A 24,789-nucleotide genomic window follows, 5' to 3' on the forward strand; every position below is an offset into this window, starting at 1 on the left:
GTCCGGGCTGCTGGTGAAGTCGACCGTGATCATGAAGGAGAACCTCGAGGAGATGAACTCCCGTGGGGTGTCCGGTCGGTGGCCGGTGCTGCTCGGCGGCGCCGCGCTGACCCGCGCCTACGTGGAGAACGACCTGTCCGAGCTGTACCTGGGCGACGTGCGGTACGCCAGGGACGCGTTCGAGGGCCTGCGGCTGATGGACGGGATCATGGCCACCAAGCGTGGCGAGAGCACGGCCATGGACGCCGACCTGCGGGCCAAGGCCGAGGAGCGGCGGGCCCGGCGGCAGCGCTCGCTGCGCATCGCCGAGGCGCGCCGGGCGGCCGAGTCCGCTGACGCCGCCCCGGTGCCGGCCCGGTCGGACGTGGCCACCGACGTGCCGGTGCCGGCGCCGCCGTTCTGGGGCGACAAGGTGGTCCGGGGTCTGGCCGTCGCCGACTACGCGGCGCTGCTGGACGAGCGGGCCACGTTCATGGGCCAGTGGGGTCTGCGCGGGGCCCGCGGCGGTTCCGGGCCGAGCTACGAGGAGCTGGTGGAGACCGAGGGCCGGCCCCGGCTGCGGGCCTGGCTCGACCGGCTGACCACCGACGGCATCCTGGCCCACACTGGGGTGGTGTACGGCTACTTCCCGTGTGTGGCCGAGGGAGACGACCTGGTGGTGCTGGCCGAACCGTCCGTGGACGCGGCCGAGCGCACCCGGTTCACCTTCCCCCGGCAGCGCCGGGACCGGCGGCTGTGCCTTGCCGACTTCTTCCGGCCGCGGTCCGCGGGCGAGGTGGACGTGGTGGCGTTCACGCTGGTGACCATGGGGCAGCCGATCGCCGAGCTGGCCCAGGAGCTGTTCGAGGCCAACGCCTACCGGGACTACCTGGAGGTGCACGGGCTGGGCGTGCAGCTCACCGAGGCGCTGGCCGAGTACTGGCACCTGCGGATCCGGGAGGAGCTGCGGTTCGCCGGCGGCGCGTCGGTGGCCGCCGAGGACCCGGCCGACGTCGAGGAGTTCTTCAAGCTCGGCTACCGGGGTGCCCGGTTCTCGCTCGGCTACGGCGCCTGCCCGAACCTGGCGGATCGCACCAAGATCGTCGACCTGCTGAACCCGGAGCGGATCGGGGTGAAGCTGTCCGAGGAGTTCCAGCTGCACCCGGAGCAGTCCACCGACGCGATCGTCCTGCATCACCCGGAAGCGAAGTACTTCAACACGTGAGCCGGCCCGACGCCGTCCTGTGGGACATGGACGGAACCCTGCTCGACTCCGAGAAGCTGTGGGACATCCCGCTGTTCGAGCTGGCCGAACGCCTCGGCGGCCGGTTGTCGGCCGCCGCCCGCGGCGCCATGGTCGGCAGCAACATCCCGACCACCCTGGACATCCTGTTCACCGACATCGGCTTGACCCCGGACCCGGAGGAACGCTCCGAAGCCGCCGCCTGGATCGACAAACGGATGGCCGAGCTGCTGGCCGCCGACCCACCCTGGCAACCCGGCGCGCTGGAAGCCCTGGCCATGGTCCGGGCCACCGGTCTGCCCACCGCCCTGGTCACCTCCACCGAGCGCGCCCTGACCGAGATCGCCCTGGACACCCTCGGCCGGCACCACTTCGACGTCACCCTCTGCGGCGACGAGGTCGACGGCCGCAACAAACCCGACCCCTACCCCTACCGGCACGCCGCCCAGCTCCTCGGCGCCGACCCCACCCGCTGCCTCGCCATCGAAGACTCCCCGACCGGCGCCACGTCCGCCACCGCCGCCGGCTGCACCGTGCTCGTGATCCCCAGCGAACTCCCCGTCCCCCCAGCCCCCCGCCGCCACTTCCGCACCACCCTGCTCGGCCTCACCCCCGCCGACCTCGCCGCCCCGTTCAGCTGATCTTCACCACCTCCGCCCGCACCCCAGGCAGGTCAGCAAAGGCGGCAGAGCCATCGGTGGTGATCAGCGTCCGGCCGGTGGCGCAGGCCGTGGCCGCGATGATCAGGAACTCGATGGGTAGGGCGGCGAATACGCCTTCGACATGCACAGCCCGTTCGTCCCGGCGTTGTCCGGTCGAGCGTTCGACACCCAGCAGCAACTCCGTGGCGGTGATCGCGGCGACGGCGGGATCGTCGTGCCCGATGACCGACCGGAGCTCCAACCTGTGTTGCTCCGACGCGACCAGGACGCTGGTATCGAGGATCACTCTTCGTCGGCCCACGGCCACCTCCGCTCCCGGTCGTCCATCAGGGCCCGGTTCTCCCGCACGATCCGTTCCAGGTCGTCGCCGAACTCCGGGTCGGCCGGGTACTTCTCCATCACCTCGGCCAACCTGTCGGCCACGCTCACCTGCTCCGGGACGACGCGCGCGACCGGCCGACCGTCCCGGGTGACCAGCACGACCTCGCCGTTCTCGACCTCTTCGAGCAGGGCATCGAAGTCCTGCGAAGCCTCGGCGGACGTTATTGATCTCATGTGATGAGGTTATCGACGGGGTGGCCCCGCGGCCGTCACACGATGGGGTGGGATGGAAGGATTCGGGCTCGTGAAGACGTTCGACGAGCTGTTCGGGGAGCTGAGTGTGCGGGCCCGGGTGCGGCCGCCGGAGTCGGGGACGGTGGCGGCGCTGGACGCGGGGGTGCACGCGCAGGGGAAGAAGGTGCTCGAGGAGGCGGGCGAGGTGTGGCTGGCCGCCGAGCACGAGTCGGACGAGCGGCTCGCCGAGGAGATCTCCCAGCTGCTGTACCGGGTGCAGGTACTGATGCTGGGCCGCGGGCTCACGCTGGACGACGTCTACCGGTACCTCTAGATCAGGAGAGTTCCACGATGCTGCGTGTCGCCCTGCCCAACAAGGGTGCGCTGGCCGGTCCCGCCTCGGAGATGCTCGCCGAGGCCGGCTACCGGCAGCGGCACGAGGCGCGCGACCTGACCGTGCTCGACCCGACCAACAACGTCGAGTTCTTCTTCCTGCGCCCCAAGGACATCGCCATCTATGTCGGCTCCGGCGACGTGGACCTGGGGATCACCGGCCGGGACCTCGCGCTGGACTCCGGCGCCCCGGTCGACGAACGGCTGGCGCTTGGCTTCGGCTCGTCCACCTTCCGCTACGCCGCGCCCGCCGGTCCGAACTGGACGGTCGCCGACCTGGACGGGAAACGGCTGGCCACCGCGTATCCCCGGCTGGTGCGCGACGACCTGGCCCGGCACGGCATCACCGCCGAGGTGATCCGGTTGGACGGCGCGGTGGAGATCTCGGTGCAGCTCGGGGTGGCCGACGCGATCGCCGACGTGGTCGGCTCCGGCCGCACGCTGCGCCAGCACCAGCTGCTGCCGTTCGGCGACCCGATCTGCGTCTCCGAGGCGGTTCTGTTGCAGCGCAAGGACTCCCCGGCATCGGCGGCCACGGACCAGTTCGCCGCCCGGCTGCAGGGCGTGGTGTTCGCGCAGCAGTACATCATGCTCGACTACGACTGCCCGAAGTCGCTGCTGGACCAGGCGATCGCGATCACCCCCGGCCTGGAGTCGCCGACCGTGGCCCCGCTCGCCGACCCGGAATGGGTCGCGGTGCGGGCCATGGTGCCGCGCAACGAGGCCAACCCGATCATGGACCGGCTCACCGCCATCGGCGCGAAGGCCGTACTAGCCTTCGACATCCGCTCCTGCCGGCTCTAGCCGCCTCCTAGTCCGCCTCTCCGGGATTAACTGCTGTTGTTGCGTTCCAGCCGGTGGTGCGATTCACGGGTTGATGGTGGCTGGGTTGCGTCACGGTCCCCTGAGGTATCTGTTGGTGGGGTCGAGAATTCACATGACGATCCAGGGGACTGGCCCTGCTCTGAGGCTAGCGCGGGCGCACCATCAGTGATTGGGCGCCGGCGGCTACGGGGCCGGAGCGGTCGTGCAGGGTGGAGAGGGCCGCGCCGACGCCGTCCGGGCCGATCACGGTGTTGGCGTCGATGCCGATCCACTCGCCGGCGGGCTCACGGTAGATGTGCACGGTCAGCTCGGTGTTGATGAACCACCAGTGGCGCGGGTCGAGCCGGTTGGACACACCGTTGCCGGAGTCGGCGACGGTGAGCAGCCGCTGCAGCCCGGTCGGCGTCTCCCCGGCGACCAGGTCGACCTGCTGGCGCGCCCAGATGGTTGCCGGCCCCGGCCCGGCGAACGAGCCGCGCAGCGACCGCCACTCCATCGCGTCCAGGTAGCCGGTGCCCCAGCCCTCCGGACGCTGCACCGCGCCGGCCCGTTCCGGCGGCTCGATCGGCGCGGGCTGCCCGGCCAGCACCGAACTGCTGTCCGACCGCACGATCCGCCAGGCCCGCCCGCGCACCACCGCCCGGCCGCCGGCCCTGATCTCCCCGGACAGCAGCTCGACCGACCGGCCGGGCCGCTCAACCGCGGCCGACACCGCCAGCTCGGCGACCGGCACCGGACCCAGGATCTCCACCGTGATCCGGGTGATCATGGCCGGGACCGCCGCCGGCACCGCCTCGAGCGCGCGGGTCAGCAGTGCGCTCGGCGGCCCGAGATGCTGGCTGCCCTCGGCCCACGGCCCGTTGGTGTGCTCGGTCGACCGGAACCGGCCCTCGCCGAGGGGTTCGAAGAACGCGCCGCCCATCAGTCCGCCCGATCCACGGCCGACTCCTCGCCGGCGCCCGGCTCCGGCCAGCCCGGATACTCCGGCGGCGTGCCGCCGAAAGCCGGGCAGCGCTCCTTGTGCGAGCACCAGTCGCACAGCCGGCTCGGGTTCGGCCGGAAGTCGCCGGTGCGGCCGGCCTTCAGGATGGCCTGCCAGATCGCGTCCAGGGTGCGCTCGAACCGGGCCAGCTCGGCCTCGTCCGGGGTGTAGGTCAGCGACTGGCGGTCGGCCAGGTACATCAGCCGCAACTGACGCGGCACCACGCCGCGCAGCCGCCACAGCGCGACCGCGTAGAACTTCATCTGGAACAGCGCCTTGGCCTCGTTGAACTCGCGGGGCGCGGCACCGCTCTTGTAGTCGATCACCCGCAGCTCACCGGTGGGCGCCACGTCCAGCCGGTCGATGTAGCCGCGTAGCAGCACCCCGGAGCCGAGCTCGGTCTCCACCAGCAGCTCGCGCGCCTCCGGCTGGACCAGCCGCGGATCCTCCAGCCGGTAGTACCCGTCGAGCAGCTCGCCCGCCGAGGCCAGCCACTCGGCGAGGGCCGGCCCGTCGGCGTCGTCGAACAGCTCGGCGAGCTCCGGTCGCTCCGCCCGCAGCCGCTGCCAGGCGGGCACCACCAGCGCCTGGGCGCGCTCGGGCAGCCGCTCGTGCGCGGGCAGGCCGAACAGCTCTTCGAGCACGGCGTGCACCACGATCCCGCGTACCTGGGCCGGCGACGGCGCCTCGGGTAGCCGGTCGATCGCGCGGAACCGGTAGAGCAGCGGGCAGTGCTTGAAGTCGCTGGCCCGGGACGGGGACAGCGCCGGGCGGCGGGGCACGGGCACCGTGCCCGGCCCGGTGGCCTCCGCGGCGACGAGCGGAGCTGCCGTGTCCGTCATGACTGAGACCCTAGGCCAGGGGACCGACATTGCCGGCGCCGCGCCCGCGTGTCCCGGCGAACCGCATGCGGGGTTGACAACTCGGCACCTACGCTGCCGGTGTGAGCGCACCCGGCTGGACCGAATCCGCACGCCAGGACGGCGGCCTGCGGCTGTTCCGGTTCAGCGGGGTGCCGGTGCTGCTCGCACCGTCCTGGTGGCTCGGCTCGGCCGCGGTCGTCGCGTTCTACACACCACTGGTGTCCCGGTTCCTGCCGGAGATCGACCTGCTCGCCGCGGTCCTGCTGGCCGTGGCGTTCGCCGTGCTGCTCGGCGCCTCCGTGCTGGCGCACGAGCTGGGCCACTGCGTCGCGGCGTTACGTCTGGGCCTGCCGGTCCGGCGGGTGCGGCTGTTCCTGCTCGGCGGGCTGTCCGAGATCAGCCGGACCCCGCGCCGCCCGGCGCACGAGGGGCTGGTCGCGGTGGCCGGGCCGGCGGTCTCGGTGCTGCTCGCCGCGCTGTGCGGTCTCGTGCTGCTGGCGATCCCGTCCGGCGGGCCGCTGTGGCTGCTGGTGGCCGAGTGCGCGTTCGCCAACACCGCCGTCGCGGTGTTCAACCTGCTGCCCGGCCTGCCGCTGGACGGCGGGCGGATGCTGCGCGCCGGGGTGTGGGCGGTGTCCGGAAAACGTGGCGTCGGCACCCGGGCGGCCGTGCTCGGCGGCTGGCTGGTGGCCGGCGTACTGCTGGTCTGGGCGCTGTGGGGCGTGGCCACCGAGAGCCCGGACCGCTGGCTGCGGCTCGGGGTGTGCGTGCTGACCGCGTGGTTCGTGATCGACGGGGCGGGCGGGGAGCTGGCCCACGAGCAGCGCCGGAGCTGGCCGCCCGGCCTGCGCCTGATCGACCTGGTCAGTCCGGTTCTGCAACTGCCCGCGGAGAGCCCCGTGGCCAGCGCGCTGACCGCCGCGGCCGGGCGCGGGGTGGTGCTGGTCCGGGCCGACGGGGTGGCGGCCGGCCTGCTCGACCGGATGGCCGCGGAGCGGCTGGCCCAGCGCGCGCCGATGGCGCCCGCCGAGTACGCCGCGGAGCCGATCCGGCCGGAGTCGGTGCTGCTGGACTCCGAGCCCGGGGAGGACATCATGGACCGGGTCCTGGATACCGCCGCCTGGCAGTTCCTGGTGGTCGACCAGGAGGGCCGCCCGTCCGGGGTGCTGCGCCGCGACGATCTGCGGGCCGCGCTGGAATCCCACCCGCGCTCCTGACCGCCGTCGGCGGACGGAATGATCTGCCGGTGACGACACGCAGGGCCAGCGGCCCCTTCCGGGCCGGCGATCGGGTACAGCTCACGGATCCGAAGGGACGGCGCTACACGCTGGTGCTCAGCACCGGCGGCCAGTACCACACCCACCGCGGCGGGATAGCGCACGACGATGTGATCGGCCGGGCGGAGGGCTCGGTGATCGTCTCCGCGGGCGGCACCTCGTATCTCGCGCTGCGTCCGCTGCTGGCCGACTACGTGCTGTCCATGCCGCGCGGTGCGCAGGTGATCTATCCCAAGGATGCCGCGCAGATCGTCATGTGGGGCGACGTCTTTCCGGGTGCCCGGGTGCTCGAGGCCGGTGCCGGATCCGGCGCGCTGACCTGCTCGCTGCTGCGCGCCGTCGGACCGGCCGGCAGCGTCACCTCCTACGAGGTGCGCGCCGATCACGCCGAGCACGCCGAGCGCAACGTGGTCGAGTTCTTCGGCGAGCGACCGTCCAACTGGGACCTTCGGCTGGCCGACCTCGCCACGCACACCGGGGAGGTGGACCGGGTGGTGCTGGACATGGTGTCCCCGTGGGACGTTCTGCCCACGGTGGCGGCCAACCTGATTCCGGGCGGGGTGCTGGTGTCCTATGTGGCCACCACGACGCAGCTGTCCAAAGTGACCGAGGCGCTGCGCGAGCAGCAGTGCTGGACCGAGCCGCAGGCGTGGGAGACGCTGGTGCGGCCGTGGCACGTGGTCGGTCTCGCCGTGCGCCCCGAGCACCGGATGATCGCGCACACCGCGTTCCTGGTGGCCACCAGGAAGCTCGCCGAGGGCGTGGTTCCGCCCCGGCCGCAGCGCCGCCCCAGCCGCGGCTGACTGGTCCGCCTCTCCGGGTTTACTGCTGTTGTTGCTGTTCCGCCTCTCCGGGATCTACTGCTGTTGTTGCGTTCCAGCGAAGGTGCGGTTGGCGGGGTGATGGTGGCTGGGTTGCGTCACGGTGCCCCTGAGGTTGCGTTGGGTGGGGCGGGACTTGACATGGTGATCCACTGGACAGGGCTAATCGACGCACCAGGTGTCGTTTTGTTTGCGTAGCGGCAGCGGGACCGTGGTGGTCTGGTCGCCGATCGTGAGCTTGACCTCGACCGTGGCGGTGTCGCCGGTCAGCTCCGGTTGGCCGACCACCTCGATGGTGGCGCCCTCCGGGGTGCCGGCGGTGTCCACGAAGGACGCCGGGTCGCAGCTGACCCGCTTCATCGCCTCGGCGTCGTGCGCGTTGAGCGCCGCGACGGCCTGGTCGGCGACCGCCTTGGCGGCGCCCACCTCGGCCGGCTGGGCGGGCGGCGGCTCGGGCTGCGGCTGTTCCGGCGCGGACGGCGCCGGTTCGGCAGCCGGGCTGGACGGCGTCTGGCTGCTCGGCGCCGCCGTGGCGGACGGCAGGGCGACGTTGGAGGTGTCCGGCGGGGGATCGTCGGATCCGGTCAGCAGGACGATTCCGACCACGACGGCGGCCAGCACCAGCGCGGCGATCACCGCGGTCACGATCACCGTGCGCCGGTCCAGCTTCGGGCCGGCCGGCTCGGTCTCGGTGTCGGGCGCTGCGGATGGGGGCTCGGTCATACCACGCACCAGGAGTTGCCGGATTTGTTGAGCACAAGCGGGAAGCCCTCAAGCGGGTCGGTTCCGCCGATGGTGACCTTGGCCTCGATGGTCGCGGCGTCCTCGCCGATCATCTCCGGCTGCCCGGTCACCTCGACCTTGCTGCCGGACTCGAGCAGGATCCCGGTGTCGTTCGAGCAGCTGATCGACTTCACGGTCTCCGTGTCCTTGTCGCTGACCGCCTTGGCGTACTTCTTGGCGGTGTCCAGGACAGCGGGATCGACGCCGGCACCACCCCCGCCGGTCGGCGGCGCCGGCGGGGGGTTCGCCGCGGAGCTGCCGCCGGGCGGCGGCTCCGCGCCGCTGCTGCCGGGGTCGGGTAACTCGCTTTCCGACGGGGTCTCGCTGGCCGAGCCGCTCGGCGAGCTGGACGAGGCGGCGGGTTGCGGGTTGTCGTCCTTGGTCATGAAGTAGATCGTCGTGCCGGCGCCGACGAGCACCAGCACGGCCGCCGCGATCACTGCGGTGATCATTCCCGGGCGGGCCTTCTTGGCCGGCGGGCCACCCGGTCCGCCGGCCGGCGGCTGACCGAACTGGGCGGTCTGGGGGTACTGGCCGTACTGACTCGGCTGCTGGGGGTACGGCCCGGACTGACTCGGCTGTTGCTGGGGGAACGGCCCGGACTGCGGTCCGTACTGGCCGGGCTGCTGCCCCTGCTGACCGGCCGGCTGGCCCGGCTGGCCCGGCTGGCCGAACGGCCCGGACGGCGGCCCTTGCTGCGGTGGGTAGGTCATTCCCCCCGGCTCCTTCGGTTGGGTGAGGGTGCTGGCGAGCGATCGGTGACCGGTCGCGGGCTCAGGCCTCGCCCTCGCCGCAGAACCGCCACTGACCACCCTCCTTGACGATCTTGATCTTGATGTGCGGCGTCTTGGTCTCGCCGTCCTTGGTCAGTTCCAGGTCGATCAGCGCGGTGGCGGTGTTGCCGGTGACCTCCGGGTCGCCGGCGTTCTCGGCCTTGATGTCGTAGGGCTCGAGCTGCTTCTCCAGCTTGGAGGTGTCGGTGCCGAACTTGTCCTTGTAGGCCTGGCAGGCGCTCTCCACCACGGTGCTGAACTGCTTGCTCTCGTAGGCGTCGATGTAGGCCTGCTGCACCGCCGCCGGGCTGTTGGTCGGGGCGTCTTCAGTGCGGCTCGGCGGGTCGTTCCCGTCGTCTTCCTCCGGCCCGGCGGTTTCGGTGTTCGGGCTCGCCGAGCTGCCCGTTCCGCCGCTGTCCCTGGTCATCAGGAAGATCGTGGTCGCGGCTCCGCCGATCACCAGCACGGCGACCAGGACGATCACGACCATCATCGTGTTCTTCTTCTTGGGCGGCGGTGGTGGCGGGGCGCCCGGGTAGCCGAGACCCTGGTAGGGCGTCGGCGGTCCGTACTGGTCGGCCGGCGGTGGCGGTCCGTACTGGCCGGGCTGACCACCGAACGGATCTGGGTGCTGCGGTCCGTACATGCCGGGCTGCTGCTGGCCGTAGGGATCGGGCGGCGGCGGGCCGTAGGGCCCACCACCCGGTGGTTGCGGTGGATAGGTCATCTGGGCCCCGACTCCCTCGTGCGTTCGATTGGCTCGACTGCAAACATGCTAGGCGCGCCCGGCGCGGGCCCGCCGAAGGGACGGGTTCAGGTGCCCTCGGTGGAGCCCCGGCCCGACCCGGACCCGAACCCGCAGAAGGTCCAGTTGCCGTTCTCCTTCAGCAGCGAGATGGGCGCGGTGTCCGGCACGGTCCGCTGCACGTCCTCGGGCACGTTGTCGACCTTCAACCCGATCTCCGCGGTGGCCCGGTCACCGTCCTCGGTCACCTTGACGACCGAGAAGGTGATCGTGGCATTGCTCAGTTTGTCGGACTTCGGATCGATGTTGTTCCTGATCGACTTCTCCCGGGCCTTCCACTCCTCGCAGGAGATCTCCACGATCCGCGCGGTGTCCTTGTCGTTGGCCGCCGCGACGAATTCCTCGGCTACGCCTCGAGCCGTGCTGGTGTCCGACCCGTTCGTCAGCACGAGGATGAGTGCAACCGCGACGCCGAGCACCAGGACGCCTGCGCCGGCGAACAGCCAGGGTTTCGCGGTCCGGGGCCGGCCGGGACCGTACCCGGTCGGGTATCCGTATTGGGGTTGTTGTCCGTATTGCCCCGGTGGCCCGTACTGGGGGTATCCGGCCTGCTGGGGGTAGCCGCCCTGGGGCGGGTAGCCGGGTTGCCCGGGGTACCCACCAGGCACCTGACCTGGGCCGGGCTGCTGGCCGTAGCCGGGCGGCGGACCGCCGTAGGGGCCCGGCTGGTAGGGCGGTTGGGACATCTGGGGGCTCCTCGGGCGGGCGGGGACGGACGCTGAAGACCGGGTAGACAAGCGCCAGTTGAGTCCGGTCCTACGTTCCTGACGCACCGTAGTGGGTATCCGGTTCCCAGTCCCTCGGGTTGTCCGGATCGGCCGGACGGAGCAGGTTTCGGTTTCGTGACCCGGCGGTTCCGACATGCGGATGCTCTTTTCTTGTCGGAGGTCCCCGGTACCGTGGAGGTACTAGTTCGGGAGGAGGTGCCGACATGCAGCACGATCGTCCCGGCGGTCGGCCAGAGGAGGCCGACGAGCACGGCTCTGGAGCGGAGCGGGCAGGAGGACGTGAGCCTTCTGAGTCCGCCCAGATCCGGTTCCTCGAAGAGGAAGTTGCTCTGCTACGCCGGAAGCTGACCGAGTCACCGCGGCACGCGCGGCTTCTTGAGCAACGGTTGGCGGAGGCGTCCGAGCGGGTCAGCCAGCTGACCGAACGCAACGCCAAGCTCGTCGACACCCTGCGTGAGGCGCGCAGCCAGCTGCTCGCCCTGCGTGAGGAGGTCGACCGGCTGGCCCAGCCGCCGAGTGGGTACGGGGTCTTCCTCGACCGCCACGAGGACGGCACGGTGGACGTGTTCACCGCGGGGCGCAAGATGCGGGTCGCCGTGTCGCCCGCGGTCGAGGCCGAGGACCTGCGCCGAGGCCAGTCCGTGCGGCTGAACGAGGCCCTCACGGTGGTCGAGGCCGGCGCCTTCGAGCGGATCGGCGAGGTGACCACGCTGCGCGAGCTGCTCACCCCGGACGTAGAGGGCGCCAGGGCGGTCCGGGCGCTCGTGGTCGGGCACGCCGACGAGGAGCGGGTGGTCTGGCTGGCCGACCCGCTGTCCGACTCCCCACTCAAGCCGGGTGACTCGCTGCTGGTCGACACCAAGTCCGGCTACGCGTACGAGCGGGTGCCCAAGGCCGAGGTCGAGGATCTGGTGCTCGAGGAGGTGCCGGACGTCGACTACGCCGACATCGGCGGCCTGTTCCGGCAGATCGAGCAGATCCGGGACGCGGTCGAGCTGCCGTTCCTGCACTCCGAGCTGTTCCGCGAGTACGAGCTGCGGCCGCCGAAGGGCGTGCTGCTCTACGGCCCGCCCGGGTGCGGAAAGACGCTGATCGCCAAGGCGGTGGCGAACTCGCTGGCCAAGCAGGTCGCGGCGACCCGCGGCAAGGAGGGCACGCCGACCGAGGCCAAGTCGTACTTCCTCAACATCAAGGGTCCGGAGCTGCTGAACAAGTTCGTCGGCGAGACCGAGCGGCACATTCGGCTGATCTTCCAGCGGGCCCGGGAGAAGGCGTCCGAGGGCACCCCGGTGATCGTGTTCTTCGACGAGATGGACTCGATCTTCCGGACCCGTGGCTCGGGCGTGTCGTCGGACGTGGAGACCACGATCGTGCCCCAGCTGCTGTCCGAGATCGACGGCGTCGAGGGCCTGGAGAACGTGATCGTGATCGGTGCCTCCAACCGGGAGGACATGATCGACCCGGCGATCCTGCGGCCCGGCCGGCTGGACGTCAAGATCAAGATCGAGCGGCCGGACGCCGAGGCGGCCAAGGACATCTTCTCCAAGTACCTCACCCGCACGCTGCCCATCCACGCCGACGATCTGGCCGAGTTCAGCGGCGACCCGGGCGCGTGCATCGAGGCGATGATCCAGCACACCGTCGAGCGGATGTACGCCGAGACCGAGGAGAACCGGTTCCTCGAGGTCACCTACGCCAACGGTGACAAGGAGGTGCTGTACTTCCGCGACTTCAACTCCGGCGCCATGATTCAGAACATCGTCGACCGGGCCAAGAAGGCCGCGATCAAGTCGGTGCTGGAGACCAACCAGCCCGGCCTGCGCGTCCAGCATCTCCTCGACGCCATCGTCGACGAGTTCGCGGAGAACGAGGACCTCCCCAACACCACCAACCCGGACGACTGGGCCCGCATCTCCGGCAAGAAGGGCGAGCGCATCGTCTACATCCGCACCCTGGTCACCGGCAAGAACCAGGAATCCGGCCGGGCCATCGACACGGCCACCAACACCGGCCAGTACCTCTGACCCACCCACGCACCAACCCGAAGGCCGCCCCACCAGGGCGGCCTTCGGTTTGCGCGAGCTTTCGGTTGCGGCACGCGAGTTCCCGGTTGCGGCGCGGGATCCGCTGATTCGGACCGACTACTCCCGTTGCCCAACCGGCGACTCGGATGCCTCCGCCGGCTGGTCGGGCGGCTCGAGTAGGGCTCCAGTGCGGGCCGTAGGCTGGGGTTTATGCGCAGGATCATGGGGACCGAGGTCGAGTACGGGATCGCCGTGCCGGGGGACGCGACGGCGAACCCGGTGCTGACCTCGACCCAGGTCGTGCTCGCCTACGCCGCCGCTGCCGACATTCCGCGGGCCCGGCGGGCGCGGTGGGACTACGAGGTCGAGTCGCCGCTGCGGGATGCCCGGGGGTTCGACCTCGGGGCGCCCGGGATGCCGCCGTCCGACCCCGAGGTGGAGGATCTGGGCGCGGCCAACGTCATTCTGACCAACGGTGCGCGGCTCTACGTCGATCATGCGCATCCCGAGTACTCCGCGCCCGAGGTGACCAACGCCCGGGACGCCGTGATCTGGGACAAGGCGGGGGAGCGGGTGATGGAGGAGGCCGCCATGCGCGCGGCCACCGTGCCCGGGCAGTCCCGGCTGCAGCTCTACAAGAACAACGTCGACGGCAAGGGCGCGAGCTACGGCACGCACGAGAACTACCTGATGGCCCGCAGCACCCCGTTCACCGCGGTGATCGGCGGCCTGACCCCGTTCTTCGCCTCCCGCCAGGTGGTCTGCGGCTCCGGCCGGGTCGGCATCGGCGTGTCCGGCGAGGAGGCGGGATTCCAGCTCTCCCAGCGGGCCGACTACATCGAGGTCGAGGTCGGCCTGGAGACCACGCTCAAGCGCGGCATCATCAACACCCGGGACGAGCCGCACGCCGACGCCGACAAGTACCGCCGGCTGCACGTGATCATCGGTGATGCCAACCTGGCCGAGCTGTCCACCTACCTCAAGGTCGGGACCACGGCACTGGTGCTCGACCTGATCGAGTCCGGCATCCGGTTCGATCACCTCAAGCTCGCCGACCCGGTCCGGGCGGTGCACACGATCAGCCACGACCCGACCCTGAAGGCCACCGTCGAGCTGGCCAACGGCCGCAAGTTCACCGGGCTGGACATGCAGTTCGCCTATCACGAGCTGGCCGCGAAGCACCTGGAGCGCTCCGACATCGACCGGATCTCCGAGGACGTCCTGCAGACCTGGGGTGACGTGCTCGACGCGCTGGCCCGCGACCCGCAGGAGTGCGCCGACCGGCTGGACTGGCCGGCCAAGCTGCGGCTGCTCGAGGGATTCCGGGCCCGCGACGGCCTGAACTGGTCCTCGCCCCGGCTGCAGCTGATCGACCTGCAGTACTCCGACGTCCGGCTGGAGCGTGGCCTGTACAACCGCCTGGTCGCCAGGGGGTCGATGAAGCGCCTGGTCACCGAGGAGGAGGTGACCGCGGCGATGATCAATCCACCGCTGGACACCCGGGCGTACTTCCGCGGCAAGTGTCTCGAGCGCTACCCGAACGCGATCGCGGCCGCGTCCTGGGACTCGGTGATCTTCGATCTCGGCCGGGAGTCGCTGGTCCGCATCCCCACGCTGGAGCCGCTGCGCGGCACGAAGGCACACGTCGGGGACCTGCTCGAGGCGTCGGCAACGGCCGAGGATCTGGTGGATGCCCTGACCGGCGGGTCGCGTCGCTGATGGTTGAGACGGATGTCGGCCCTGGTCGGTAATGTTTCATTAGGCCAGCCACAACGGGAGGCGAGATGGCTCAGGAACACGTGCAGCGGCAAGGTGGCGGTGACGGCGACGAGGATGTCGACGGCGGCGCCCCGGCCGGTCAGGAACGCCGGGAGAAACTCGGCGAGGATGTCGACACGATTCTCGACGAGATCGACGACGTGCTTGAGGAGAACGCCGAGGACTTCGTCCGCGCCTACGTCCAAAAGGGCGGCGAGTAACCTCCCTCATCCGGCGTCTACGAACGAAAGAAGGGCATGGACCACACCTCGCACCGCGCCACGTCCGGCGCACCGCTTCCTGCTGCCTACCTGACCACAGGAACGTCGTCGTTCACCGACTTCCTGCGCGCCCAGGCGCCGGACCTGTTGCCCGGCAGGCGGGCGGTGCCGGGCATGCGGGCGGAGGGCCGGGGGGACATCCCGCACGGCACCACCATCGTCGCGGTGAAGTTCTCCGGCGGTGTGCTGATCGCCGGTGACCGGCGGGCGACGGCCGGCAACATGATCGCCCAGCGTGACATCGACAAGGTCTACGTCACCGACAGCTATTCCGCCGTGGGGATCGCCGGTACCGCCGGGCTCGGCCTGGAACTGGTCCGGCTGTACTCGGTCGAGCTGGCGCACTACGAGAAGATCGAGGGCGTCTCGCTGTCCCTGGACGGAAAGACCAACAAGCTGGCGATCATGGTGCGGCAGAGCCTGGACATGGCGATGGCCGGCCTTGCCGTGCTGCCGCTGTTCGTCGGGTTCGACACCGATGCCGAGGACCCGGCCCGGGGCGGGCGGATCGTGTCCTACGACGTGGTCGGCGGGCGGTTCGAGGAGCGGGCCGGGTTCCACTCGATCGGCTCGGGCTCGGTGTTCGCCCGCTCGGCGCTGAAGAAGCTCTACGACCCGGACGGTGACCGGGATGCCGCGGTCCGCACCGCGGTCGAGGCGCTCTACGACGCGGCGGACGACGACACCGCCACCGGCGGTCCGGACGTGGGCCGCAAGATCTTCCCCACGATGATCACGGTCACCGCGGCGGAGGGTTCCGTCCGGGTGCCCGAGGCCGAGGCGGCCGTGGTGGCCGAGGCCGTGGTGGCCGACCGCGCCCGGGCACCGCGCGGCTGACCCGAGATGACGACCGGACTGACGAGGAGCGACCCGTGACCCTGCCGCTGTACGCCTCTCCCGAGCAGCTGATGCGCGAGCGCTCGGAGCTGGCCCGCAAGGGCATAGCCCGGGGGCGCAGCGTCGTGGCGCTCAAGTACAGCGGCGGCGTGCTGTTCGTCGCCGAGAACCCGTCGGCCACGCTGCACAAGGTCTCGGAGATCTACGACCGGATCGGGTTCGCCGCCGCCGGCCGGTACAGCGAGTACGAGAGCCTGCGCCGGATGGGCATCCGGCACGTCGATCTCTGGGGCTACGCCTACGACCGGCGGGACGTCTCGGCCCGGCAGCTGGCCAACGTCTACGCCCAGACCCTCGGCGGGATCTTCACCGACCAGCTCAAGCCGTTCGAGGTGGAGCTCTGCGTCGGCGAGGTGGGCGCCCGGCCCGAGGACGACCAGCTCTACCGGCTGACCTACGACGGCTCGATCGTCGACGAGCCGCAGCACATGGTGATGGGCGGGCAGACCGAGCCGATCTCCACGGTGCTGAAGAACGACTACCAGGCGGAGATGGAACTCGCCGACGCCGTGCGGCTGGCCGTGCGGGCGCTGTCGGCCAGCGCGCCCAGCTCCAACAACGGCGACAGCACCGCCACCACGGTCGGCAAGCTCGAGGTGGCGGTGCTGGAGCGGTCCCGCCCGATGCGGGCGTTCCGGCGGCTGGAGGGCGCGGCGCTGGCCTCGCTGCTGCCCGCCGCGGCCGAGCCGGAGCCGGATGCGGAGGCGGAGGCGGAGGCGACCCCGGACGAGCCCGCATCCCCGGAATAGTCCGCTAGTCCGCCTCTCCGGGTTTTACTGCTGTTGTTGCGTTCCAGCCGGTGGTGCGGTTAGCGGATTGATTGTGGCTGGGTGGCGTCACGGTGCCCCTGAGGTTGCGTACCCGCGTTATCTACCGGCACTCCAGTGCTGCGACGAACGGGTTGTCGCGGTAGGCGCGCCAGTAGGCGGCGCCCCGGGTGGCGAGTGCCTCGTCCGGGATGACCACCTGGTGCCAGGTGAGCGAGCCGAACCCGGCGGCGGCGCTGCCGTCCTCGTAGACCCGGCTGTCCCACTGGGTGAACCGCAGCCGGGCGGCCGGCCGGGTGAGCAGGTCCATCACCAGCCGGGTGCGGTCACCGGCCGCGCTTGCCTCGATCACCCGCAGGCCGTAGGGCTCCCAGCTCGGGCCCCACGGGCTGTACCGGGGTCCGACGGTGATCGCGACCAGCCGGCCGCCGGGGGCCAGGTTCGCCCGGATCGCGGCGAACATGGCGGTCATGTTGGTCGGGCTGGTCGCGTAGTTGAGCAGCCACACCGCGGTGGCCACGTCGAACGCGCCGAGCAGCGGCAGCCGGGCCACGTCGTGCACCCGATATTCGATCCCGCGCGGCTGCTCGGCCTCCATCCGCCGGGCCAGCGAGATCATCGGCTCGGAGGCGTCCACCCCGGTCACCGTGAGCGCGCCGAGGCCGCTGGCCAGCCGGGCGTAGTGGCCGAACCCGCAGCCGAGGTCGATCACCCGGGCACCGTCCAGGTCGCCGAGCAGGCACCGCATGGTGTGCTCCTCGGGCCGCGGCCGGTCGGACCGCTTCAGAGCGGCGTACCGTATCGCCGTCATTGCGCGAGCGTAGGCCCGGGGCCGAGGTCCACTCGAGATCTCTAACGGGTGATCTACGTGGTGCTTTCCGGCCGGTACACGGTCAGCCGGGCCTCGTCCACGGCGAACTCGAAGCGCTGTCCTGTCACCGGGACCTCACCGTCGGTAGCCAGCGCCACCGGTTCGCCGAGCACGGTGACCGCCAGCGCGGGTGCCTCGCGCTGCACGTAGGTGCGGCTGCGGTTGAGCGTGCCGGTGAGCACGGACAGCACGAACCGGGTCCGGGACAGCCGCAGGTCGGCCCGCAGGTAGCGGATGTCGAGCAGCCCGGTGTCCAGCCCGGGCCGCCAGGACGGCACCATGCCGCGCGGGAAGTAGGGGCCGTTGCCGACGAACAGCAGCCAGATCGCCACCCGCCGGCCGTCCAGCAGCACGTGCAGCGGCCGGGCCTCGGCCAACACCCTGATCAGCGCCAGGCCGGCGGCCAGCCACTTGCCGAGCCGGTGCTCCCAGCGCTCGCGCAGCCGCACCATGTCCGGGTAGCCGCCGATGCTGGCGGTGTTCACGAACGGCCGGCGGGTGGCGCGGTCCACCCGGACCGACGCCAGATCCACCGAGACCGCCTCACCGGTGCGCACCGCATCGGCGGTGTCGGCGAGCGCGGCGACCCCGATGTCCCTGGCGAAGTGGTTGAGCGTGCCGGCCGGGAACACCGCGAGCGGCAACCGGTGCCGCTCGGCCAGCGCGGCGGCCGCGGCCACCGACCCGTCCCCGCCGGCCACTCCGACCGCCCTGGTCCGGTCGTCCAACTCGGCTTCCAGCCGCTCGGCCAGGTCGTCGCCGGGCTCGATCTGCGCGATCCGGGCCTTGGGCAGCTCCTGGACGATCTCCTCGGCCGGGTCGACGCCGTCCTGGCCGGCGTGCGGGTTGGTGGCCACGAGCAGCCCGTCGCCATTGTCCAGCGCCTCGACGTCGGTGTGCGGCCGGGCCTGGGCCGGGATCTGCGGGTGCACCGGCCACCAGCGCCTGGTGGCGAGGGCGATGGCGGTGCCGAGCGCGGCGCCGCCGACCACGTCGGAGGTCCAGTGCACACCGGTGTGCACCCGGGAGTAGGCGACCGTGGCGGCCAGCGGCGCGAGCACCGCGCCGGTGACCGGGCTCTCCATGGCGACCGCGGTGGTGAACGCGGCGGCCGAGGCGGCGTGACCGGACGGGAACGACGACGAGGTCGGCCGGTCGAACAGGGTGCGGAAGCGCGGCAGCGCGTCGGCGGCCGGCCGGCGGCGCGGCAGCAGCGGCTTGGCCACGGCGTTGGTGAGCAGGCTCGCGCCGCCGATGGCCAGCACCCCGCGCACCGCCGCCTTCCGGGTGGGCCCGCGTCGGGAGCCGAGCACGGCGGCGATCACGAACCAGAGCACGCTGTGGTTGGCCGCGGCGGTGAGCCGGCACAGCGCGGTGTCGGCGCCGGAACGTGGAATCCGGCCGATCCGGCGCTCGATCGCCAGGTCGGTACGGTTGATTCGGCGGCCGACCTTTCGCAGGCGTTTGGGCACGTTGCCCGACGCTACCGGTTGCCGTCGGGCCCCGCCGAATGCTGGGCCGCCCGGGTGAAGTGGCTGTTATGTTGCGAACTCCCCGGCGGTCCGGCCGACCAGTTCCCGGGTTTCCCGCTTAGGGTAGAGAGATGCAACGGCGGATCTTCGGCATCGAGACCGAGTTCGGCGTGACCTGTACCTTCCACGGGCAGCGCAGGCTGTCCCCGGACGAGGTCGCGCGGTACCTGTTTCGGCGCGTGGTGTCCTGGGGCCGTTCGTCGAACGTGTTCCTGCGCAACGGCTCGCGGCTGTACCTCGACGTCGGGTCGCACCCCGAGTACGCCACCGCGGAGTGTGACGACCTGGTGCAGCTGGTCACGCACGACAAGGCTGGCGAGCGGATCCTGGAGGACCTGCTGGTCGACGCCGAGCGGCGGCTGGCCGACGAGGGCATCGGCGGGGACATCTTCCTGTTCAAGAACAACACCGACTCGGCCGGCAACTCCTACGGCTGCCACGAGAACTACCTGGTCACCAGGGCCGGGGAGTTCTCAAGGATCGCCGACGTGCTGCTGCCGTTCCTGGTCACCCGCCAGGTGATCTGCGGGGCCGGGAAGGTGCTGCAGACCCCGCGCGGGGCGGTGTACTGCCTGTCGCAGCGGGCCGAGCACATCTGGGAGGGCGTTTCCAGCGCGACCACCCGGTCCCGGCCGATCATCAACACCCGGGACGAGCCGCACGCCGACGCCGAGCGGTACCGCAGGCTGCACGTGATCGTCGGCGACTCGAACATGGCCGAGCCGACCACGCTGCTCAAGGTCGGCAGCGCCAACCTCGTGCTGGAGATGATCGAGGAGGGCGTGCAGTTCCGGGACTTCAGCCTGGACAACCCGATCCGGGCGATCCGGGAGATCAGCCACGACCTGACCGGCCGGCGCCTGGTCCGGCTGGCCGGCGGGCGGGAGGCCTCCGCGCTGGACATCCAGCGGGAGTACTTCGCCCGGGCGGTGGAGCACGTGTCCCGGCGCTCGCCCGACCCGATCGCCGACCGGGTGATCGAGCTGTGGGGCCGCACGCTGGACGCGGTCGAGGCGCAGGACCTGACCAAGATCGACCGGGAGATCGACTGGGCGATCAAGCACCGGCTGGTGGAGCGGTACCGGAGCAAGCACGGGATGGAGCTGTCCAGCCCGCGGATCGCCCAGCTCGACCTGGCCTACCACGACATCCGCCGGGGCCGCGGGATCTTCGACCTGCTGCAGCGCAAGGACCTGGTCACCCGGGTGACCGACGACGGCGAGATCGAGGCGGCCAAGGACACGCCGCCGCAGACCACCCGGGCCAAGCTGCGTGGTGACTTCATCGCCGCCGCCCAGCAGGCCGGCCGCGACTTCACCGTCGACTGGGTGCACCTCAAGCTCAACGACCAGGCGCAACGCACCGTCCTGTGCAAGGACCCGTTCCGGGCCGTGGACGAACGCGTCGAGCGCCTGATCGCCTCGCTGTAGGGAGCTACACCCCGACCCGCTCCGGCTCCGGGGCGCTCGGCGCCTCGCGCAGGCCGACCCGCTCGTGTATCCGGCGCAGCGGACCGGGTGCCCACCAGGCGCCCCGACCGAGCAGCCGCATGCCGACCGGGACCAGGACGCCGCGGATCAGCGTGGCGTCGATCAGGATCGCCAGGCCGGTACCGATGCCGAACAGTTGGATGAAGCTGACCCCGCTGGTGCCGAAGGCGAACATGCTGACCGCGATCAGTGCGGCGGCGGTGGACACGATCCGGCCGGTGCGGGACAGGCCGTAGCCGACCGCCTCGGTGGTCGGCACACCCTGGTCGTGCATCTCCTTGATCCGGCTGAGCACGAACACCTCGTAGTCGATGGAGAGCCCGAACGCGATGCAGAACAGCAGCACCAGCATGTTGATGTTGAGCGGCAGCGGGGTGAAGCCGAGCGCCGAGGCGAAGGCGCCGTCCTGGAAGATCAGGACCATGGCGCCGAGCGTTGCGCCGAGGCCGATGACGTTGAACACCACGGCCCGCAGCGGCTGCAAAACGCTGCCGCTGAACAGGAACAGCAGCACGAACGTGGTGAGCACGATCAGCGCGACGGCCAGCGGAAGCCGGCTGCCGATCGAGTCCTTGCTGTCCACGAGTACCGCGGCCGCCCCGCCCACCCGCACCGGCACCCCGTCCGGGCCGGGCACGGCGCGCACGGTCCCGACCAGCGCCTGCGCCTGCGTGGACACGGACTCGGCCTCGGTGACCACGGACAGCCGTTGCAGCCCGCCGGTGCCGCTCATCACGGCGTCGCCCGGGCCGGTTCCGGTGGACCGGCCGTCGACGAACCCGCCGGCGCTGGACGACACCCGGGCCACGCCGGGCAGTTCGGACAGCGTGCCGGCGTAGCCGGCGACCGCGTCGCGCCCGACCGGCGCGGTGGTGACGATCTGGATGGCCCGGCTCTCGTCACCGGCGAACTCGGAGCGCAGGGCGTCGCCGACCACCCGGGTGTCGGCGGTGCTGGCCAGCACCCGGTCGTCCGGCACGCCGAACTCGACCCGCAGCAGCGGCACGGCGGCCAGCACCAGCACGATCAGCACCGGGGCGGCGGCGAGCACCGGGCGGCGCATGGCGAATCCGGCGAGCCGGCCCCAGAACGGGGAGACCGCGCTGGGGTTGCGCCGGCGTGCCCAGGGCAGCCGGCCGGCGTTGACCCGCGGCCCGAGCACGGTCAGCAGCGCGGGCAGGACGAACAGCGCGGACAGCGCGGCGATCGCGATCACGCCGATCCCGGCGTAGGCGAACGAGCGCAGGAAGTACAGCGGGAACAGCAGCAGCACGGCCAGCGCCGCGGCCACGGTGGTGGCCCCGAACAGGATGGTTCGCCCGGCGGTGCGCACGGTGGTGATCACCGCGTCCTGGGTGCCGGCGCCGCCGGCCAACTCCTCGCGGAACCGGTTGACCATGAGCAGCGCGTAGTCGATGGCCAGGCCGAGGCCGAGCGCGGTGGTCAGGTTGATCGCGTAGATGGACACGTCGGTGATCGAGCCGAACAGGGCCAGCTCGGCGAAGGTGCCGAGGATCGCGATCCCGCCGATGGCCAGCGGGAGCAGCGCGGCGACCAGGCTGCCGAACGCGAACACCAGCAGGATCAGGATCAGCGGCACCGCGATCGACTCGGCGAGGGCGAGGTCGGCGCCGATCTGCGCGCCGGCGTCGTGGCCGATCGCGGCGGCACCGCCGATGGTCACGTCGACCGGCCCGTCGTCGGTGGCGTAGCTGTCCCGCAGGCCGCCGATCACCTCGTCGGAGTCGTCGTCCACGTGCGCGAGCACGATCGCGTACCGGCCGTCGGTGGACCGCAGCGGCGGTGTCCCGGTGGCGAAGTAGGAGGTCACCTCGGTGAGCCGGCCGTCGCCGGTGAGCCGGCCGGTGAGGTCGGTGCCGGCCTGGCGAACGGCCGGGTCGTCGACCGTGCCGGTGTCGGCCTGGACCAGGAAGACCAGGTTGGTCCGGCCGCCGAAGTTCCGGTCGATCAGTTCCTGGGCCTGGGAGGAGTCCGCTTCGGGATCGGCGAACCCCTGGGTTTTCAGCTTTCCGAAGGCGGTGAACCCGTACGCTCCCGCGCCGACCATGAGCAGGACGGTGATCACGAGAACGGCCCGTGCGTGTCTGGTGACCAGCTGACCGATGCGACCGAACATGGTGTGCTCCCCACTTCACCAAATGTGTGCGCCTGTAAACTTTGCGGTGGTCAACTTGTCAGAAATGTTGGTAGCCGTCAACATCGATCTCATGGAACTCTCAGGTCCGCCGAAGCGGGGCTATCACCACGGGGATCTCCGCAACGCACTCGGCGACGCCGCGGCCCGGCTGGCCAGGGACGGCGGGCCCGAGTCGGTCACGGTCCGGGCGGCCGCACGGCTCGCCGGGGTGACCCCGACCGCCGCCTACCGGCACTTCGCCGGGCACGGGGAGCTGCTGGCCGAGGCCAAACAGCAGTGCATGGCGCAACTGGGCGCGGCCATCGAGAAGGAGCTTCGGGCCCGGCCGCCGCTGGCCGACCGGGCGCACCGGGCAGTGCGCGACCTGGCCGTGGCCGGCCGGGCCTACATCGACTTCGCGGTGGCCGAGCCCGGCCTGTTCCGCACCGCGTTCACCCAGGGCGGCGCGATCCTGGACAAGGAGCACCTGGAGACCTCGCCGTTCGGCCAGCTGGTCCGGCTGATCGACCGGCTGGTGGAGGTCGGCTACCTGCCGGAGCGGCGCCGCCCGCTGGCCGAGGTGGCCGCCTGGTCGGCCGTGCACGGCCTGGCCCACCTGCTGCTGGACGGTCCGCTGCGGGATGCGTCGGCGGACACCAAGGACGAGGCCATCGCCCGGACCATCCTGGCCATGGAGCGGGGCCTGTGCGGGGCGGCCGGGCTGTCGCCCGAGCTGGAGGAGATCGTGCTCGCGACCGCCCGCCGGCAGCCATGAATCACGCCGGCGACGACTCTCGGGCGTGCAGGTCCCGGACGGTCGGCGAGGTCGACACCCGTTCCGGGTCCGGATAGGTGCGCAGCACCCGGTCGGCGGTGCCGGCGCTGGTCACCGTGAACCAGTAGTGCTCGTTCTTGTAGTGGTGCAGCCGGTGGTTGCGCCACACCGCGCGGTAGAGCCGGGAGCGCGGCCGGTAGTCGCTGTGGATCAGGTAGTGCGTCCACTCGTAGCCGAGGCCGAGCAGGCCGACCACGACCAGGAAGGTCAGGCCGAGCCCGAGCCGGGGGAAGGCCAGCAGCCCGATCGCGACGTAGCCGGCGACCAGCCAGATCAGCGCCTGCCAGGGAATGAACACCAGCGGTGCGTCCCGCGGGTCGGCGTGGTGCGCGCGGTGCTTGCGGGCCAGCAGCGGGTCCAACCGCAGCCCGGCCACCCGGCGCGGCCGCCAGTGCAGGATGCAGACGTGCACCAGCCACTCGAAGAACGGGAAGGTGGCCACCATCAGCACCGGCAGCCAGGCGTCGGACAGCCGCCAGTCGCCGGTCACGACCCGGGCGGTGAGCGCGCCGGCCAGCATCGTGCCGATGATCCACGGCGACGGGTGCCGCCAGAACGCCCGGGCCGCGCCGGCCAGGCTCACGCCGCGCCGCCGGGCTCCGGTGATCGCCGCCTCGTCGGCCCGCACCCGCGCCCTGGCCAGCTCCTCGACCTCGGCCCTGCGCTCACTCATGATTCCTCCAGGGTGCGGATGGCGGACAGGAACAGGTCGGTGGCCGGGCCGAGCAGGTCCTCGGCGGCCGTCCGGGCGGGGGCCGGGTGGCCGGTGGCGATCGCCGCGGTGAGCGCGCGGTAGGCGGAGACCCGGTCCACCTCGACCGACATCACCGCGGCGAGCGCGTCCAGGGCGGGCTCGTAGGCCACCCGCAGGCTGTTGAACATCAGCCGGAACGCGATCGAGTCGGCGCCGTCCACCACGTGGTCCCAGAACACCAGCGCCCGGCGCTGCCGGCCGACCGGATCGGTGTCGGCCTCGAGCGCGTCGACCGCGGCGGTCAGCTCCGCGGCGAGCCGGGCGCCGGCCCGCTCGGCGGCCAGCTCCGCCACCTTCGGCCCGATGTGCAGCCGGGCCTCGAGGATGCTGCGGGCCACGGCGAGGTCCAGCTCGCCGCCGCGCAGCAGCAGCCGGGGGAGCAGGTCGAGCCCGGCGTGCCGGCGGAAGTCGCGCACCGTCGTGGCGTCGCCCTGGCGCACCTCGACCAGCCCGGCCTGGGCCATCCGCTGCAGCGCCTCGCGCACCGCGGGCCGGGACACCCGCAGCACCTCGGCCAGCCGGCGCTCGCTGGGCAGCGCCGAGCCGGGAGCCAGTTCGCCACCCACCACGTCCGCGACGATCTGCTCGAACACCTCGTCCGGCACCGAGCGCCGGGCCACCGGTTGCAGAGCCATGCGACTCATCCTGCGGCCAGACAGGTCAGAGGTCAAGTGGTCAGACCAGTAGTTCGGACGAATGGTCCGTTCACACATTTGTTCGGTGCGTTGCCGAGTCCGGACGAGATCAGTGGGGT

Annotated in this window: 26 protein-coding genes; 13 read left to right on the forward strand and 13 right to left on the reverse strand. The window is 71.5% G+C overall.

The window, feature by feature from the left end:
• A partial coding sequence (locus VFV67_RS29540; RefSeq protein ID WP_326473957.1) for a vitamin B12 dependent-methionine synthase activation domain-containing protein occupies positions 1-1,204 on the forward strand: 1,204 nt, incomplete at its 5' end.
• On the forward strand, positions 1,201-1,863 hold the full coding sequence (locus VFV67_RS29545; RefSeq protein WP_326473958.1) for an HAD family phosphatase: 663 nt from the start codon (positions 1,201-1,203) through the stop codon (positions 1,861-1,863). The genes VFV67_RS29540 and VFV67_RS29545, both read left to right, overlap by 4 nt.
• Here the strand turns inward: VFV67_RS29545 and VFV67_RS29550 are convergent.
• Both VFV67_RS29550 and VFV67_RS29555 read right to left on the reverse strand, forming a co-directional pair.
• Positions 1,856-2,170, reverse strand: coding sequence for a hypothetical protein (locus VFV67_RS29550; protein WP_326473959.1), 315 nt, complete (start codon positions 2,168-2,170; stop codon positions 1,856-1,858). The genes VFV67_RS29545 and VFV67_RS29550 overlap by 8 nt on opposite strands.
• Positions 2,167-2,439: a type II toxin-antitoxin system prevent-host-death family antitoxin gene (locus VFV67_RS29555; protein ID WP_326473960.1), complete on the reverse strand. Its 273-nt coding sequence runs from the start codon at positions 2,437-2,439 to the stop codon at positions 2,167-2,169. Before VFV67_RS29555 ends, VFV67_RS29550 begins: the two co-directional genes overlap by 4 nt.
• Before the next feature lie 70 nt (positions 2,440-2,509).
• Between VFV67_RS29555 and VFV67_RS29560 the strand changes: the two genes are divergently transcribed.
• Together VFV67_RS29560 and hisG are read left to right on the forward strand one after the other, a co-directional pair.
• On the forward strand, positions 2,510-2,773 hold the full coding sequence (locus VFV67_RS29560) for a phosphoribosyl-ATP diphosphatase (RefSeq protein ID WP_326473961.1): 264 nt from the start codon (positions 2,510-2,512) through the stop codon (positions 2,771-2,773).
• 17 nt (positions 2,774-2,790) lie between these two features.
• Entirely contained in the window at positions 2,791-3,636 is an 846-nt protein-coding gene (gene hisG, locus VFV67_RS29565; protein WP_326473962.1) for an ATP phosphoribosyltransferase, read from the forward strand.
• A gap of 166 nt (positions 3,637-3,802) precedes the next feature.
• Here hisG and VFV67_RS29570 read toward each other — a convergent pair whose 3' ends face one another.
• Together VFV67_RS29570 and VFV67_RS29575 are read right to left on the reverse strand one after the other, a co-directional pair.
• Positions 3,803-4,579 carry a thioesterase family protein gene (locus tag VFV67_RS29570; RefSeq protein WP_326473963.1) on the reverse strand — a complete coding sequence of 259 codons (777 nt, stop codon included), beginning with the start codon at positions 4,577-4,579 and terminating at the stop codon, positions 3,803-3,805.
• On the reverse strand, positions 4,579-5,481 hold the full coding sequence (locus tag VFV67_RS29575; protein ID WP_326473964.1) for a RecB family exonuclease: 903 nt from the start codon (positions 5,479-5,481) through the stop codon (positions 4,579-4,581). The genes VFV67_RS29570 and VFV67_RS29575 overlap by 1 nt, the downstream gene beginning before the upstream one ends.
• Before the next feature lie 101 nt (positions 5,482-5,582).
• Between VFV67_RS29575 and VFV67_RS29580 the strand changes: the two genes are divergently transcribed.
• Complete coding sequence (locus VFV67_RS29580; protein ID WP_326473965.1) at positions 5,583-6,719, forward strand: site-2 protease family protein; 1,137 nt, start codon at positions 5,583-5,585, stop codon at positions 6,717-6,719.
• 29 nt (positions 6,720-6,748) lie between these two features.
• Positions 6,749-7,582 (forward strand): tRNA (adenine-N1)-methyltransferase, encoded by an 834-nt coding sequence (locus VFV67_RS29585; protein ID WP_326473966.1) that lies wholly within the window; start codon positions 6,749-6,751, stop codon positions 7,580-7,582.
• A 180-nt stretch (positions 7,583-7,762) separates the two neighbouring features.
• On the opposite strand, the gene VFV67_RS29590 is transcribed toward VFV67_RS29585, so the two are convergent.
• The 4 genes from VFV67_RS29590 to VFV67_RS29605 form a co-directional block, all read right to left on the reverse strand.
• Complete coding sequence (locus tag VFV67_RS29590; protein ID WP_326473967.1) at positions 7,763-8,323, reverse strand: hypothetical protein; 561 nt, start codon at positions 8,321-8,323, stop codon at positions 7,763-7,765.
• Positions 8,320-9,096, reverse strand: coding sequence for a hypothetical protein (locus VFV67_RS29595; protein WP_326473968.1), 777 nt, complete (start codon positions 9,094-9,096; stop codon positions 8,320-8,322). The genes VFV67_RS29590 and VFV67_RS29595 overlap by 4 nt, the downstream gene beginning before the upstream one ends.
• Before the next feature lie 61 nt (positions 9,097-9,157).
• Complete coding sequence (locus VFV67_RS29600; RefSeq protein ID WP_326473969.1) at positions 9,158-9,883, reverse strand: hypothetical protein; 726 nt, start codon at positions 9,881-9,883, stop codon at positions 9,158-9,160.
• Positions 9,884-9,969: 86 nt separating this feature from the next.
• Positions 9,970-10,647 carry a hypothetical protein gene (locus VFV67_RS29605; RefSeq protein ID WP_326473970.1) on the reverse strand — a complete coding sequence of 226 codons (678 nt, stop codon included), beginning with the start codon at positions 10,645-10,647 and terminating at the stop codon, positions 9,970-9,972.
• A gap of 245 nt (positions 10,648-10,892) precedes the next feature.
• On the opposite strand from VFV67_RS29605, the gene arc reads away from it, so the two are divergent.
• The 5 genes from arc to prcA all read left to right on the forward strand — a co-directional run bounded on the left by arc (position 10,893) and on the right by prcA (position 16,398).
• Complete coding sequence (gene arc / locus VFV67_RS29610; RefSeq protein WP_326473971.1) at positions 10,893-12,713, forward strand: proteasome ATPase; 1,821 nt, start codon at positions 10,893-10,895, stop codon at positions 12,711-12,713.
• Between the two features lie 210 nt (positions 12,714-12,923).
• Complete coding sequence (gene dop, locus VFV67_RS29615; RefSeq protein ID WP_326473972.1) at positions 12,924-14,432, forward strand: depupylase/deamidase Dop; 1,509 nt, start codon at positions 12,924-12,926, stop codon at positions 14,430-14,432.
• Between the two features lie 65 nt (positions 14,433-14,497).
• Positions 14,498-14,692, forward strand: coding sequence for a ubiquitin-like protein Pup (locus VFV67_RS29620; protein ID WP_325158712.1), 195 nt, complete (start codon positions 14,498-14,500; stop codon positions 14,690-14,692).
• 36 nt (positions 14,693-14,728) lie between these two features.
• The gene (gene prcB / locus VFV67_RS29625) at positions 14,729-15,589 is read left to right on the forward strand and encodes a proteasome subunit beta (RefSeq protein WP_326473973.1); all 861 of its coding nucleotides are present in this window, start codon (positions 14,729-14,731) and stop codon (positions 15,587-15,589) included.
• A 35-nt stretch (positions 15,590-15,624) separates the two neighbouring features.
• Positions 15,625-16,398 (forward strand): proteasome subunit alpha, encoded by a 774-nt coding sequence (gene prcA, locus VFV67_RS29630; RefSeq protein ID WP_326473974.1) that lies wholly within the window; start codon positions 15,625-15,627, stop codon positions 16,396-16,398.
• A 121-nt stretch (positions 16,399-16,519) separates the two neighbouring features.
• On the opposite strand, the gene VFV67_RS29635 is transcribed toward prcA, so the two are convergent.
• Both VFV67_RS29635 and VFV67_RS29640 read right to left on the reverse strand, forming a co-directional pair.
• Positions 16,520-17,227: a class I SAM-dependent methyltransferase gene (locus VFV67_RS29635; RefSeq protein ID WP_326473975.1), complete on the reverse strand. Its 708-nt coding sequence runs from the start codon at positions 17,225-17,227 to the stop codon at positions 16,520-16,522.
• Between the two features lie 53 nt (positions 17,228-17,280).
• Positions 17,281-18,759, reverse strand: a complete 1,479-nt coding sequence (locus VFV67_RS29640; protein WP_326473976.1) for a bifunctional phosphatase PAP2/diacylglycerol kinase family protein — start codon at positions 18,757-18,759, stop codon at positions 17,281-17,283.
• A 131-nt stretch (positions 18,760-18,890) separates the two neighbouring features.
• Here VFV67_RS29640 and pafA point away from each other — a divergent pair, with 131 nt between their 5' ends.
• The gene (pafA, locus tag VFV67_RS29645) at positions 18,891-20,249 is read left to right on the forward strand and encodes a Pup--protein ligase (protein ID WP_326473977.1); all 1,359 of its coding nucleotides are present in this window, start codon (positions 18,891-18,893) and stop codon (positions 20,247-20,249) included.
• A 4-nt stretch (positions 20,250-20,253) separates the two neighbouring features.
• Here the strand turns inward: pafA and VFV67_RS29650 are convergent, their stop codons facing one another.
• On the reverse strand, positions 20,254-22,446 hold the full coding sequence (locus tag VFV67_RS29650) for an MMPL family transporter (RefSeq protein WP_326473978.1): 2,193 nt from the start codon (positions 22,444-22,446) through the stop codon (positions 20,254-20,256).
• 91 nt (positions 22,447-22,537) lie between these two features.
• Here VFV67_RS29650 and VFV67_RS29655 point away from each other — a divergent pair, with 91 nt between their 5' ends.
• Complete coding sequence (locus VFV67_RS29655) at positions 22,538-23,221, forward strand: TetR/AcrR family transcriptional regulator (RefSeq protein WP_326473979.1); 684 nt, start codon at positions 22,538-22,540, stop codon at positions 23,219-23,221.
• 1 nt (position 23,222) lies between these two features.
• Here VFV67_RS29655 and VFV67_RS29660 read toward each other — a convergent pair whose 3' ends face one another.
• Together VFV67_RS29660 and VFV67_RS29665 are read right to left on the reverse strand one after the other, a co-directional pair.
• Positions 23,223-23,954 (reverse strand): sterol desaturase family protein, encoded by a 732-nt coding sequence (locus VFV67_RS29660; RefSeq protein ID WP_326473980.1) that lies wholly within the window; start codon positions 23,952-23,954, stop codon positions 23,223-23,225.
• Complete coding sequence (locus VFV67_RS29665; protein WP_326473981.1) at positions 23,951-24,670, reverse strand: FadR/GntR family transcriptional regulator; 720 nt, start codon at positions 24,668-24,670, stop codon at positions 23,951-23,953. The genes VFV67_RS29660 and VFV67_RS29665 overlap by 4 nt, the downstream gene beginning before the upstream one ends.
• Positions 24,671-24,789 lie beyond the last annotated feature (119 nt).

It is taken from the genome of Actinophytocola sp. (genome assembly GCF_035762905.1).
Taxonomy (GTDB): Bacteria; Actinomycetota; Actinomycetes; order Mycobacteriales; family Pseudonocardiaceae; genus DASYTH01.